The organism is Methylobacterium sp. WSM2598 (assembly GCF_000379105.1).
In the GTDB taxonomy this organism is placed as follows: Bacteria; Pseudomonadota; Alphaproteobacteria; order Rhizobiales; family Beijerinckiaceae; genus Methylobacterium.
Map to the genome: position 1 here is coordinate 4582967 of NZ_KB900609.1, position 12944 is coordinate 4595910.

Consider the following 12944-nt stretch of genomic DNA (forward strand, 5'->3'; position numbering starts at 1 on the left):
GTCCGTGCTCGTGTTCATGATGTCGGTGTGGGAATAGGAGAAATCGCGGAGGGACACTCAATGTGGCTTCTCAGCTCCGTTCTGCTCTGGCTGGTATTCATGTTAGGCCCCGCTGGGTCCGAGATCCTCTACGCGCGTCCTGACGGAGATCAGTCCACCTCCGGATATCTCTGGGCGGGCGAGATTATTACGGACAGTGTTCCCCTACAGGACGCCGTCGCCGCGGCAAGGGCAGCGGCAGGTTCTCGGCCGCTCGAGATCCGTCTCCTTCGCCGCTCCGGCCTCGAAGAGACGCAATACTCGCTCAATCTTGGAAAAACAGGCTTGGCTATCCGGTGGCGCGGCACCGAAGCCAACAGACTTACCATTCGAGGTCAGGTCGATAGGTCAGGAGGCACTCCCCGCGCGCTCACAACAATCGTCGGGCAGCGCTCGCTCCGAGAGATTCTCTGCAAGCCGCACGATGTCGACCTGTGCTCCGGCCCACCGCCGGATGGTCCGAAGCCGGACGGGCCGACAGGGAAGCGGCAGGACCTCCTCGAATACCTGTCTCGGGAGCTGGAGCCGGAGGCCGGAGTAACGATGCCTGACATCCGCCTTCGGCTGGACTGCGTTCTCCTCTGGGAGGCCGCCTTCGTCGACCTCCGGGACCTCGGGTTCCGCGAATGCTGGCTCGCGGCCGTCGCTGCCTATGCCTCATCGAATATCGGCCTACATGGATCGCTGATTGATGGAGGGTCCTACGCCTTTGCTGCCATCGCAAGGAAAGGCCACCCGGAGACCGCACACACTTTCGAGATCACTGGGAACGTATGGCGGCAGAGTCCGGCGAGCTATCGTCCGTCCAAACGCGCCTGCGACATCCGCAACGATTGGTCCTGTCCGGTCAGCGCCTGGTCCGACATACCCTGGGCCGTGGTTCACCACTACTTCTGGAGCCCGCTGAACGGAGCACTCTTCGTCGCCAAGGACATCCTGGGCAATGTGCGAATCGCCGACAACCGGGTGACCGACGCCTATAATGGCGTTCGCGTCAGGCTCAGTGAGGTGTGCCTCGAGAACCCGAACTGCCGGGAAATCGCGAATGCCGGTTTCGAGATCACCGGCAACAGGTTCGAGAACATCAGGGACAATGCCGTCGAGCCGGAGAGCCAAGCTACGTATTGGATCGTCAAGCACAACACCATCATAAACAATTACGCCCCGATCTCGACGGACGGGGTTGCAGGCCACGATGTCTTTGTCTTTGGAAACGTCTTCGCCCTTGATGATGCGCCTGGATCAAAATGCACGAACGATGGTTGGGTGGGCAGCAGGCAGTTCCGGCCCATCCTGGGGGCACGGGGGCGCTGGAGTGCCGACATGGCCGAAGGTGACGATGCGAGCTGCTCGACGCACATGCTGGGTACCGTCATCAAGATGGGGACGTATGACGATCTGCCGGACGGACCCGTCCTGGACCGCCTCTTCTTCTTCAACAACAGCGTGAGAACCAGAAGTCCCCTCTTCCGCGGGAGCCCGGGGCCGCCGATCACGAGCTACAACAATCTGGTCGAATTCATCGGGTGCGGAGCGAACGGCCCTCGCGCATGCCGGCAGGCGGACTACGACGACCCGTCCTGTGCCGGACAAGACGTGTGGACGCGCGATGGTCAGTCCATTTTCGCCAAGTGCTTTGCGGTTGAAGGACGGCCCGATCGGCACTTCTGGCACCTGATGCGTTTCAACGCCTACAACCGCGCGCCTGGTCCAGAGCTTGATGCGATCGATCGGGACCGCGTCGCAATTCCGGCGGGTGGCACCCTCGGGAATGCTGGCTGCGGCTTAGCGTACGCGGATGGCGATCTCACGTGTCTTGACTCCCCCGGGCCCATTGGCGCCGTGCTGCCGGACGGCCAGCGCTTCGACCTCGCTCTTCCGTTCCGCTTTCCTTTCACCAAGGTGCTTCTTTTCCTGAACGGGATCGCAGCGCCGAAATAGCGGTCAGGCATCGGTCGGCACCTGCGATGCACGGAGCAGAGCGCCCTGCGTCTACACTCCGCCGTCGCATCATTGGCGAACCGGGATCGCGAGGCGGTTTGGGACGGCTGTCCGGGAGGGGGATGATGGCTATGTCAATGCGGAGCACTGCCGTCGCGGTGACCTTCATATCCTTCCTGACTGGAGCGCGCGCAATGGCCGAGGATGGACTTGTCACGCTGAGGAGTGCCTTCGGACCGGCCGAGACGATGGCCCGACTTGAGGCAGCGGTGAAGGCCAGGGGGATGATCGTCTTCGCCCATATCGACCACGCGGCCGCCGCGACCGGCGCTGGCATGGCTCTTCGTCCCACCGATCTGTTGATCTTCGGCGCGGCCAAGGGAGGCACGCCGCTGATGCAGTCCGTGCAGACGATCGGGATAGACCTTCCGCTCAAGGCTCTGGTCTGGCAGGACGAGACCGGGACGACGTTCCTCACGTACAATGAACCTGCGTACTTGGCCCGCCGCCACGGGCTTGGCGCTTCCGTGGACGCGGTCGTTGGCGCGATGTCGAGCGCGCTGGAGGAGATCGCGACGTCGACCACATGCGATTGAAGGGCCGTCACGCGCTTCCGGTCTCGCCTGGGAGGTCTTCCCGACTGGAGCGGCATCAGGCGCGACGAGAGGGCGGTGAACCGCACCGAGCGCCGTGCCTGCACCGGAGGCGGCCCTCTCAGGGCGCGCGGTTCCAGGGTGCGAGGAGGTCTCGCGGCCGCGGTGCGCACGCCCGCCTCTTGGTGCGCCCATCCCCGATGCACTCTCGCCGATGAGTGTCGACATCACGTGCGTCCCACGGCGCTGCGTGACCGCATCGCCTCTACCCGGAAGATCGTGGCGCGTTGCGGAGAGGATGCGCGGGTGCCTCGTCGATGTCCTGGCCGTACGAGCGGTCAGCCCGCCAGCCGGTCGAGCAGGTGATCGAGCAGCGCTCGCAGGCGCCCGAGCCGCCTCAGATCGCGGTGGTAGCCCACGAACGTGTCGCGGCACGGCGGCGCCTCGCCCAAGTCGAGCGCGACGAGACCGGGAGTGGCGTCACCGAGCGGGCGCGGCAGGACAGCGACGCCCGCTCCTTCTCGGCACAGCTGCGCCTGGACCTCGCGGTTGTTGCTGCGGAACGCGACTCGCGCATTCGGCAGCATTCGCCGGAGCCACACCGCGTCGGGCATCTCAGCGAACGCCGCGTCCATCGTGATGGTCCGCGTGCCGGAGCCGTCCCCCGCAACCGGCAGTGTCGTGCCGCGTGCTCCGTAGACCCCGTAGCGGACCGTCAGCAGGCGGCGCGAGATCACCTCGGGCTCGTCGAACCGGGTGATTCGGAACACGAGGTCAGCTTCCCGCCGCGGGAGGCTGTAGAGCCGCGCATCCGTCAGCAACTCGATCTCCACGTCCGGGTGGTGGTGCCCGAACGTGGCCAGGGCCGGTGCCAGCAAGGTTCTGCCGAACCAATCCGACGATGACAAGCGAAGCGAACCCGCGAGCGTCCCGGGCCGACCGGCGAGTTGCCGCTCGATGGCGAGCGCCTCCTCCTCCATGCGCTCGGCATGGGCGAGCAGAACCTCGCCCTCGTCGGTCAGCACGAACCCGTCCGCCGTGCGCTGGAACAAGGCATGACCGATCGCGGCTTCGAGCGCGCGAAGGCGCCGGCCCATGGTGGGCTGAGTGCTCCCGACCGCGCGGGCGCCCGCACCGAGCGTGCCGGCCCGGGCGATCGCGAGGAAGATCCGCAAGTCGCTCCACTCGATCACGGTCGCGATCAGCCATACAATTGCGTCTGAGCAGCGTGCAGTATCGTTCGTTCCCATTCGCCTGTGAATGCTCGATCGTCGACTCATCACAGGAGATCGCCATGAGCTCACCCGCCACCATGAGAGCAGCCGTGGTCGAGAGCCACGGGGCGCCGTTCCGCATCGCCACGATCAGCCGGCCCGAGCCCGGCCCGGGCCAAGTCCTGGTGCGTGTCGCGGCCAGTGGCGTGAACCCGCTGGACCTCAAGATCCACGCGGGGACGGCCGCGCATGCGCGTCATCCCCTGCCGGCCATCCTCGGCCTCGACATGGCGGGGACGGTCGAGGCGGTCGGGCCGGGTGTGTCCGGCATGCGGGTCGGGGACGAGGTCTACGGCATGACGGGCGGCGTCGGTGGCCACCAGGGCTCGCTGGCCGAGTACCAGGTGGCGGATGCGAACCTTCTCGCCCCAAAGCCCGCGAACCTGAGCATGCGCGAGGCCGCGTCCCTGCCGCTCGTCGCGATCACGGCCTGGGAAGGTCTCGTCGATCGGGCCCGTGTCGGCTCCGGTCAGCTTGTCTTGGTGCACGGGGGTGCCGGCGGGGTCGGGCAGGCCGCCGTGCAGATCGCGCGGGCGTTCGGGGCGGAGGTGTTCGCGACCGGATCCGGCGTGAATCGGTCCGTGATCACGCGGCTGGGCGCGACCTTCATCGATTACCGAAGCGAGACCGTTGCCGACTACGTCGAACGACACACGGCCGGAAGAGGGTTCGATCTGGTTTACGACACCGTGGGTGGCGCGACGCTCGACGCATCCTTCGAGGCGGTCCGGCGCTTCGGCCACGTGGTCAGCGCGCTGGGCTGGGGCAAACACGCCCTGGCGCCCCTTTCCTTCAAAGCCGGCACCTACTCGGGGGTTTTCACGCTTCTGCCGCTGCTCACGGGGGAGGGCCGAGCGCAGCACGGTGAGATCTTGCGCGCGGTGACACAGTTCGTCGAGGCCGGCCGGATTTCCCCTCGTCTCGACGCCCATGTCTTCGAATTTGACATGATCGACGCGGCGTACCGCGCGGTCGCGACGGGTGCCTCGAACGGCAAGGTCGTGGTGAGCATGGATCGTGCTGCCCCGCTCGGCCCTCGGTGAGCACGCAGAACTGACTTCTCGTGGCGCATAGCCGAACCAGCCGAGCGCAAACTTCTGACCCGAAGCGGCCCCTCGCGGCCAATATCCGGAGTGTCCGGTTACGAAGGTTTTCCCGACATTCGATTTCCTGACGAGGTTCCCCGCGACTGACCGCTGCGGGGGCTCTGGCGTCAAGCGCGTCAGCGTCGGACGACCGTCAGCGGCTGTGCGTATGCCCCACGGCGGACGCCAGTTCCGGAACAAAGATGTGCGGCACATGTGCGACTGAGGTGGCAATCCCTCTCGTGACCAGCAGCCGAACAACCGTAAGCACGCACCTCATACCTGGAGCACATGGTTGATTGCATTGTGCGCCGCACCATCGCACAAAACTCGTGCACAGCCGCGATGGCGTCGCGGCGGTGCATACCCTCCATGGGCGTGTCCTCCCTAGATTTCGGGCTGTCCGCGAGGGCGGCCCTTTTTGACTCGCTCGGCAGGAACGCGCTCAAAATCCGATTTTGCTTATTTATCAGATTGTTACAGCATGTACCGAGCCAGGTTGGCACGTCCATGCACTGGTCGGCCAGCATGTCATAACCCACCGTCCCGTCGTCCTGAGCGCATCGTCGCCTCTGCCCTTATCTCTTTTGGACTAATCCGAAAGGTCGAGTTGCGCGTCATTGTGCACTGCACCATTTTTATTGCACCGTACAAGAAGGCGGTGAGTACCACCGTGGAGAAGCGTCATGGCAAACCAGAACCCCATCGAGATCCCTGCCCAGCTGCGCGACTTCGCCGAGAAGAGCGTGTCGCAGGTCCAGCAGGCCGTCACCGCCTTCTTCCAGAACACCCGCAAGGCGAACGAGACCGTCCAGTCCTCGTTCAAGAGCGCCCAGCTCCCGGTCAGCGTGGCTTACACCCGCAGCCTCGATTTCGCTGAGCAGAACGCCAACGCTGCCTTCGAGGCCACCCAAAAGGTCGTCCGCGCCCGCGGTCTGCAAGAGGCCGGCAAGATCCAGGCGGAGTACGTCCGCGCTCAGCTCGAGGCTTTCCAGGTCCAGGCCAAGGAACTCTATTCCGTCGCTAAGGCTGCGTAACCTGATTTGATTAGCCGGAGCCCGCGCTATTTCAGACGCGCGGGCCGGCCCTGACGAGAGGGAGCGGTAATATGGCAGCGCGACGCGGGAGGCGTTCACCGGAAGTGCAACGGAGAAGCCCCATGAACGAGGTCATGGCCGCTGACGCGCCGATCCTCAATGCTGGGGACGGGCAGGCTGTCCTCCCGCAGGGCAATGGCGACCAGAGTGGCGATCAGACGTTGCTTGAGTCTGTCCCTGCCAATGAGCCCGAGCCGTTGTCCCCACTGGAAGGGGCCAATGAGGACCTCGTGCCGGATGACGCCCGACTTGATGGTGATGAACCTGCAAGTACGCTTGAGAGTGCCACACCTGAGCCGGAACCGGTCGCGGTTTACGCGGCTGCAGTAAGCGCGCCAGAGATTTCGGATGAGCTCACCACATCAGGATCGGCAGCGAGCGAGCACGCTGGTGCTGATGCCAGCGCTTTTGCTGAACCATCAACTGCTCGGGCGAGCACATATTCGACGGCTGCTCGATTGCTAGAGAAGATCAGCGCGCAGCATAGCATCTGGGTGTCGTACGTACAGGACGAGCTGGGAGCTAAGCTCGCGTACGGCCGCGTTCTCGCGAAGTCTCAGACGCCCGTTGATATAATGCTGGTGACGAACGCTGAGTGCAGTCGTTCATTTGTTGCGGCAAACAATCTGATGACTGCGTTCATATTGGAAAGCTTAAGGGCTTCTTGAGCGACATGTGCCGTTAGGCTGATTACGGAATCGTGGCGTCAAGCTACTGCAAAAGAGGCATATCATGAAGCCGTCCGTTAGAGCGCTCATCAAGTGTCGCGTGCTGCGCGATCTGGATTGCGCGCTGACCTACCGCAATCTAGAGAGAGTGGCGATCTTGCTTGGACGTCAACTCTGGCTCGATGAGTACGGCTCCGCTGCAGCATAGTGGCTCACCACACAAGCTGGGTAGGCCGACGTTAGCTGATCGAGTGGCAAGCCGTTCGTGAGAGTTGCCGGTACGCTCAGATTCTCGAGCGGTTCGTACGACGCGCACACTGAGCGCTGCATGATCGCGGCACACTCAGCTGGGAAACGGTCCGTCTTGACCTCACCGATGAGCGGCTACTCCCCGGCGAGACTCGGCCAGCTGCATCGGAGCCCGGGCTTCCAAAAGGCGCTGGCATCACACGAACTCAACACGGGTCTGACTAAGCGCCAGCTTTCTAGGAGGCACCTGCGGAGTAACCTGCACAACCCGTTCTCACCTCGTCGGAAGGAGGCGCTCACACTCCGCCTGTCGCTCGTCTCGACGCTCCTGATGCTGATTGCGGCGGCGATCGCGATCGTCGGCATTGCCCTGGCCGGGTAAGAGCTGTTTGCAGCTTGGCTGCCGGCGAACTCACCCGTGATAAGGTGAACCCCATTTTACCTGTCCACGCCCATCTCGCGCTCCACTGCCGCGCTCGATCTTAGGGCATGACACGCCGCCGACGTTTCGGCCTTCAAACTTGGGAGTACGATTTATGTCTACAATTCAGGCCGTGATTCCTGTCGTGTTCCATCTGTTTGCAGTTTTAATCATGACTGCTGCCACTTTTATGGCTACGGCGTGGCAATCATGGCCGCAGGATCATAAAAATTCTTTTCATGTGGGCGTTGAATCAGTCTAAGCTCGGCCGCGGCCAATCCAATGGGCGCTCGTCAGGGGTGCCTCGAGAAAGCGGGCGTGAGGGATGGGCTGGTGGGGTTTCCCGCGGCAGTGTCACGGGAACTGGAACGCGCGGTCGCAGGATCGGCCTGTCGAGGCGTGTCTCAGAGCCGGACTCGAAAGTTCACGTCAGGTAGCAGTACCTTGCGAGCCGTCGTGACATCGGCGTGATGCTGGCAATGAGAGCCCTGGCGGCGCAGCTCGCGGTGGTTCTCTCCCAACCCTTGGCGAGACCCTGGCCACGGCCAAGCCAGGCGAATGTTCGTTCAACATCTCGAGCTCTTGTGCCTGGACCTGTCGGCAGCCCCGGATACGTGCCGGTGTATCTGCTCGACAACAATCGTTAATCGCCCTGCTCAGTCCCGCCAGCGGCATGATTGCGGTACCAGCGATCCGCGCCGTTGTGAAACGGAAGGAACATGTTGCGTGTGAAGTTGGCCGGAACGGTTTCGGTCGCAGCGGGATGCGTGCCGATCAGCTCATCCTGATGTGAAAACACGGCATCCAAGATCGCATATACAAGATTGTCGGGCAGATCCATCCGACCCACGGCAAAATTGAAAAGCCCAACGGTCTGATATGGGGTCGGAAGCGAGGCATAGATCCCCGGCGGTACAGTCGACAGTTGCAGCTCGGGGTGCGTCAAGCGGAGGACAGCGATTTGCTGAGCCGTGACGTTAAGGAAACGCAGCTTGCCGTTTGTTTCAAGATCGAGAAAGGACGGGAACGGAACACCGGCCGCGACCGCGAGAGCATCAAGCGCTCCTGTGCGAAGTTGCTGAGCGAGATCGGCCCAGTCTCCATAGATCAAGGGAGCCTCGATCTTAAGCGCCTTCAACATCTCGGGCATGTAGGTGGCCGTAGTGCCCCCTTGCGGGCCGGAACCAATGCGCTTTCCAGCGAGATCAGCAACCGACTGAATGATTGACCCGTGCATCACGACCAACTGGAACGGAGTGTCATACATAGGAAACAACGCGCGCATCTCGCGGAACGGCTTGCCTTGGCTCCCCGCGCCTGTTCCGTTCCAAGCCTGCAAGGCGACCCCGAGCGTCGCGAAAGCCAACTGGATCTCGCCCTTCTCCAGAAGAGCAATGTTCTGAACAGGGCCCTCTGTCGCCCGTGCGGAAACAGGTATGCCAAGTTCGCGGGTCAGGATCTTTGCCAAACCCTCGCCATAAGTAAAGTACGTTCCGCCCGGCGATGCCGTCCCAATGACCAGAGTGGCAGGCCAATTGGGATCAGCAGGAAAAGCTACCCCCGTAGAAAGGAGCATAGCAGCCAGAACAGAGACGAGCCGGCATATGTGTCGCATAAGATCCTCCGCTACCTCTACTCTGACAGTTGGCTTTGTTTTGCGGTCACCGATAGACGTGTGATGCGCGCTGCGTTGAGTCGCGCAAAATATTCTCCGGCGTGGTGCGACGAGCGGGTCAGCGGCGTCGCCGAAACAAGCAGGAAGCCCTTGGCGTAGGCCGTGGTCTCGTGGGCCCGGAACTCGTCGGGCGGCACGAAGCGCATCACCGGATGGTGCTTCTTCGTCGGCTGCAGGTACTGGCCGATGGTCAGGAAATCGACATCGGCCGAGCGCAGGTCATCCATGAGCTGAAGCACCTCGTTGCGCTCTTCGCCGAGGCCGACCATTATGCCAGACTTGGTGAAGATCGTCGGGTCGAGTTCCTTCACGCGCTGGAGCAGGCGGATGGAGTGGAAGTAGCGCGCCCCGGGCCGCACGGTCAGATATTTGGACGGCACCGTTTCGAGGTTGTGATTGAACACCTCGGGCCGGGCCGCGGCCACGACCTCCAGGGCTTCTGTTTTTCGCAGGAAGTCCGGCGTCAGCACCTCGATCGTGGTCTCAGGCGAGCGGGCACGGATCGCCCGGATGACTTGGGCGAAGTGCCCCGCGCCGCCGTCCGGCAGATCGTCCCGGTCCACCGACGTGATGACGACGTGGGCGAGCCCGAGCTTTTCCACCGCTTGGGCGACGCTGTCAGCCTCGTGCGGATCAAGCGCGCCGGGCAGGCCGTTCTTGACGTTGCAGAAGGCGCACGCACGGGTGCAGGTGTCGCCCATGATCATCAAGGTGGCGTGCTTCTTCTCCCAGCACTCGCCGATATTGGGACAGCCCGCCTCCTCGCATACCGTCACGAGCTTGTTCTCGCGCACGATGCGGTTCGTCTCGGCCCATTTGGGCGAACCCGGCGCCCGCACCCGGATCCAGTCGGGCTTACGCTGGACGGGCTGGTCGGGCCGATGCGCCTTCTCAGGGTGGCGCGGGCGGATGTCCGTGTTGAGGAGATCGAGAACGACGGCCATGAGACTCCTTGCGTGCTCTGAAGCAACCGCGGCCTTGTTCCTGACGATCTACTTGTTGTAACCTTCAAGAACAAGCTGATGCTTTTGAATTTTGCCGTACCGCGTCTAAGACACTGACCCACCCTCCGCGCGAGTGAGGCTGCGGTTCGATGCGGGCCGGCGGTGCGGCTGTCTCCCGCTATCCGTACCCACCGCCCGCGATCTCCTTTGCGACTTTGCCACGGAACACGTAGTATGCATAAGCCGTGTATGCGAAGGTGATCGGCAAAGCGAAGGCATAGCCGACCAGGGCGAACATTTGCGAGTCCACCGTATTCGCAGCCTGCCAGATCGTTATGGAAGGCGGCACGATGTAGGGGAACAAGCTGATGACCAACCCCAGGAACCCGAGCAGGAACATCACAATGGAGAGTAAGAACGGCGCGGTATGATGACCGTCGTTGACCGACCGATAAATTCTATATGCGACGAACGCCGTCAACAGTGGAACCGGGACCAGAGCGAGGATGCTGGGCCAAGAGAACCAGCGTGCTTCGATCTGCCGGCCAAGAAAGGGCACCCAGGCGCTCACGATCGCCATCATGACGATTGTGGCGACGAGGAATTGCTCAGATTTACGCCGGGCCCAGATCTCCAAGGCACCCGTGGTCTTCATCACACACCACGTCGCGCCCAAGAGGCCATAACCGCAGACGAGGCCGACTCCGGTCACTAGACTGAACGGGGTCAGCCAGTCCCAGGTGCCGCCAGCGAACTGCCGTCCGCCTACCTCGAAGCCCTGCACGAATGCGCCGAGCACGATCCCTTGCGCAAAGGTCGCCAGCAGGGAGCCGTAGTGGAAGGCGTAGTCCCAGATACGCTTGGATGTATCCGCCTTGAAGCGGAACTCGAAGGCGATGCCCCGGAAGACCAAAGCGATCAGCATAATCAGCATCGGAATGTAGAGCGCTGGCATCAGGATCGCATAGGCGACCGAGAAGACGCAGAACAGGCCGGCGCCGCCAAGGATCAGCCAAGTTTCATTGCCATCCCAGATCGGCGCGACCGAGAACATCATCCGGTCGCGCCAATTGTCGTTCTCGGCCCTGGTGAATATGATACCGATGCCGAGATCGAAGCCGTCGACCACCACGTACATGGTGATCGCGTTCCCAAGGATCGCCGCCCAGAGCAGGGGCAGCCAAAAGGCCCAGCCGACATATTCCGTTCCGAAGCCGAACATGTGGGCTCTCCTTATTCGGCGGGTTGGGGAGCTTTGCGCCTTGGTCCTCCGTCGAGTCTCTCGTCGGGTAGCGACAACGGCCGCTTCGGCTTCTTGGCCAGGCTCTCGGCTCCCGGGATCTCCTCGACTGGATCAGGTCCTTTCCGCAGGAGCTTGGCGAGGTAGTAGCTCCCGCAGCCGAACACGATCGAGTAGACGATGAGGAAAGTCATAAGCGAGATGGTGACCGCACCCGTCGTAACCGGCGATACGGCATCGGCCGTGCGCAATTGCCCATACACGAGGTAGGGCTGCCGGCCGATCTCGGCGGTGAACCAGCCGAGCAGAACGGCGCCGAAGCCCGAGGGCGTCATCATCATTGCTGCGTTGAGGAACAGCCGGTCGGTGAAGAGCCCCCCTTTCCAGCGCAGGTAGAGATGCCACAGGCTCAGGCCCAGCATGGCAAATCCGATGGCAAGCATGCCCCGGAAGACAAAAAATACCGGCAGCACGGGTGGGCGCTGATCCGGCGGCACGTCTTTCAGGCCGGGTACCTCGCCGCCGAACTCATGGGTCAGGATGTAGCTGCCGATCTTCGGGATGCTGATCTCGTAATGGTTAGTCTCGGCGTTCTGGTCGGGGATCGCGAACAATCGCAGCGGCATGTTGGCCCGCCGCTCCCAGTTGCCCTCGATCGCTGCCAGCTTGGTCGGTTGATACTTGAGGACACCCAGGCCGTGCATATCGCCGACGAAGATCTGGATCGGCGTCACGATCGTGGCAAACCAAAGCGCCATCGAGAGCGCGCGGCGCGCGCCCGCGAGCTTGGCCTCGGGCGCATCATGCGGGTGGCGCAACAGCATCCAAGCCGACATGCCCGCAACTGCGAACGCCGTGGTGAGATAGCACCCCATGACCATATGGGCGTAGCGCAGCGGGAACGATGGGTTGAAGATAATCTTCCACCAGTCAACCGGCAGGGCGAGGCCGTTCTCGACGCGAAAGCCGTCGGGCGTCTGCATCCAGGAGTTTGCCGACAGGATCCAGAAGGCCGAGATCAGAGTTCCGAGGGCCACCATGCAGGTTGCGAAGAAGTGCAGCCGGTCGCCGACGCGATCCCAGCCGAACAGCATGATGCCTAGAAAACCCGCCTCCAGGCAGAAGGCGGTGATCACCTCGTAGGCGATCAAGGGACCTAAGATGTTGCCGGTGAACTCGGAATAGCGCGACCAGTTGGTGCCAAGCTGGTAGCTCATCACGATGCCGGAGACGACGCCGAGACCGAAGGAGACCGCGAAGACCTTCACCCAGAACTTGTAGAGATTTTTGTACTGAGGGTTGCCGGTGCGCAGCCACTCGAACTCCAGCCGGGCGAGCCAGCTTGCGAGACCGATGGTGAAAGCCGGGAAGATGATGTGAAAGGAGATGGTGAACGCGAACTGGATGCGTGAGAGGACGAGCGCGTCGAAGTTCATGATCATTTTCTACCTCCGCCATCACCGCTCACCCGACCCAGGGGCTCCCGGGTTCGTATCGTCACCTGGTTTCATCGTTGACCCCCTTGGCGTCTGGGCGCCGACATCGCTGCCTACCTTGGAAGCATGGCTCACTCTTCTCTCCTCGGCAGCTAGGCTCATTCGTCTTCACACGTCGATCACTCCGCACATTCAAGCGCCTGGAATGCGCTCGCGGCGGAGTCCGGCCGCATCAAGTCCCTCAGCGCCTAACCCCTCACCTGCAATAGATTAGCTTGTAAG

At 62.6% G+C, this 12944-nt stretch carries 11 protein-coding genes and 1 pseudogene; 6 read left to right on the forward strand and 6 right to left on the reverse strand.

What is annotated here, in order from left to right; genetic code table 11:
- Window positions 1–60: 60 nt before the first annotated feature.
- Both MET2598_RS37085 and MET2598_RS0121705 read left to right on the forward strand, forming a co-directional pair.
- A complete protein-coding gene (locus MET2598_RS37085; protein ID WP_036270484.1) occupies window positions 61–1980 on the forward strand; it encodes a hypothetical protein in 1920 nt (639 codons plus the stop codon).
- A 122-nt stretch (window positions 1981–2102) separates the two neighbouring features.
- A complete protein-coding gene (locus MET2598_RS0121705; protein WP_018262330.1) occupies window positions 2103–2576 on the forward strand; it encodes a DUF302 domain-containing protein in 474 nt (157 codons plus the stop codon).
- A 335-nt stretch (window positions 2577–2911) separates the two neighbouring features.
- Here MET2598_RS0121705 and MET2598_RS0121710 read toward each other — a convergent pair whose 3' ends face one another.
- Window positions 2912–3766 (reverse strand): LysR family transcriptional regulator, encoded by an 855-nt coding sequence (locus MET2598_RS0121710; RefSeq protein ID WP_012331199.1) that lies wholly within the window; start codon window positions 3764–3766, stop codon window positions 2912–2914.
- A 101-nt stretch (window positions 3767–3867) separates the two neighbouring features.
- Between MET2598_RS0121710 and MET2598_RS0121715 the strand changes: the two genes are divergently transcribed.
- The 4 genes from MET2598_RS0121715 to MET2598_RS0121725 all read left to right on the forward strand — a co-directional run bounded on the left by MET2598_RS0121715 (window position 3868) and on the right by MET2598_RS0121725 (window position 7328).
- Complete coding sequence (locus MET2598_RS0121715; protein WP_012331198.1) at window positions 3868–4890, forward strand: zinc-dependent alcohol dehydrogenase family protein; 1023 nt, start codon at window positions 3868–3870, stop codon at window positions 4888–4890.
- 728 nt (window positions 4891–5618) lie between these two features.
- Entirely contained in the window at window positions 5619–5969 is a 351-nt protein-coding gene (locus MET2598_RS0121720; protein WP_018262331.1) for a phasin family protein, read from the forward strand.
- Between the two features lie 122 nt (window positions 5970–6091).
- On the forward strand, window positions 6092–6697 hold the full coding sequence (locus MET2598_RS39640) for a hypothetical protein (protein ID WP_236728780.1): 606 nt from the start codon (window positions 6092–6094) through the stop codon (window positions 6695–6697).
- A gap of 376 nt (window positions 6698–7073) precedes the next feature.
- Window positions 7074–7328: a hypothetical protein gene (locus MET2598_RS0121725; RefSeq protein ID WP_018262332.1), complete on the forward strand. Its 255-nt coding sequence runs from the start codon at window positions 7074–7076 to the stop codon at window positions 7326–7328.
- Window positions 7329–7791: 463 nt separating this feature from the next.
- On the opposite strand, the pseudogene MET2598_RS39645 reads toward MET2598_RS0121725, so the two are convergent.
- The 5 genes and pseudogenes from MET2598_RS39645 to MET2598_RS0121745 all read right to left on the reverse strand — a co-directional run.
- Window positions 7792–7938, reverse strand: a pseudogene (locus MET2598_RS39645) (IS5/IS1182 family transposase); the annotation flags it as partial.
- Between the two features lie 72 nt (window positions 7939–8010).
- Window positions 8011–8982: a TAXI family TRAP transporter solute-binding subunit gene (locus MET2598_RS0121730; protein WP_026190866.1), complete on the reverse strand. Its 972-nt coding sequence runs from the start codon at window positions 8980–8982 to the stop codon at window positions 8011–8013.
- A 17-nt stretch (window positions 8983–8999) separates the two neighbouring features.
- On the reverse strand, window positions 9000–9986 hold the full coding sequence (gene lipA, locus MET2598_RS0121735; RefSeq protein WP_018262334.1) for a lipoyl synthase: 987 nt from the start codon (window positions 9984–9986) through the stop codon (window positions 9000–9002).
- A gap of 178 nt (window positions 9987–10164) precedes the next feature.
- Window positions 10165–11208 (reverse strand): cytochrome d ubiquinol oxidase subunit II, encoded by a 1044-nt coding sequence (gene cydB / locus MET2598_RS0121740; RefSeq protein WP_018262335.1) that lies wholly within the window; start codon window positions 11206–11208, stop codon window positions 10165–10167.
- Between the two features lie 11 nt (window positions 11209–11219).
- Window positions 11220–12662 (reverse strand): cytochrome ubiquinol oxidase subunit I, encoded by a 1443-nt coding sequence (locus MET2598_RS0121745; RefSeq protein WP_026190867.1) that lies wholly within the window; start codon window positions 12660–12662, stop codon window positions 11220–11222.
- Window positions 12663–12944 lie beyond the last annotated feature (282 nt).

Bases quoted from the DNA above. Each gene is read 5' to 3' on its own strand.
- lipA (WP_018262334.1), bottom strand. From the start codon at position 9,986: ATGGCCGTCGTTCTCGATCTCCTCAACACGGACATCCGCCCGCGCCAC.
- MET2598_RS0121715 (WP_012331198.1), top strand. From the start codon at position 3,868: ATGAGCTCACCCGCCACCATGAGAGCAGCCGTGGTCGAGAGCCACGGG.
- MET2598_RS0121720 (WP_018262331.1), top strand. From the start codon at position 5,619: ATGGCAAACCAGAACCCCATCGAGATCCCTGCCCAGCTGCGCGACTTC.
- MET2598_RS37085 (WP_036270484.1), top strand. From the start codon at position 61: ATGTGGCTTCTCAGCTCCGTTCTGCTCTGGCTGGTATTCATGTTAGGC.
- MET2598_RS0121730 (WP_026190866.1), bottom strand. From the start codon at position 8,982: ATGCGACACATATGCCGGCTCGTCTCTGTTCTGGCTGCTATGCTCCTT.
- MET2598_RS0121725 (WP_018262332.1), top strand. From the start codon at position 7,074: ATGAGCGGCTACTCCCCGGCGAGACTCGGCCAGCTGCATCGGAGCCCG.
- cydB (WP_018262335.1), bottom strand. From the start codon at position 11,208: ATGTTCGGCTTCGGAACGGAATATGTCGGCTGGGCCTTTTGGCTGCCC.
- MET2598_RS39640 (WP_236728780.1), top strand. From the start codon at position 6,092: ATGAACGAGGTCATGGCCGCTGACGCGCCGATCCTCAATGCTGGGGAC.
- MET2598_RS0121705 (WP_018262330.1), top strand. From the start codon at position 2,103: ATGATGGCTATGTCAATGCGGAGCACTGCCGTCGCGGTGACCTTCATA.
- MET2598_RS0121745 (WP_026190867.1), bottom strand. From the start codon at position 12,662: ATGAACTTCGACGCGCTCGTCCTCTCACGCATCCAGTTCGCGTTCACC.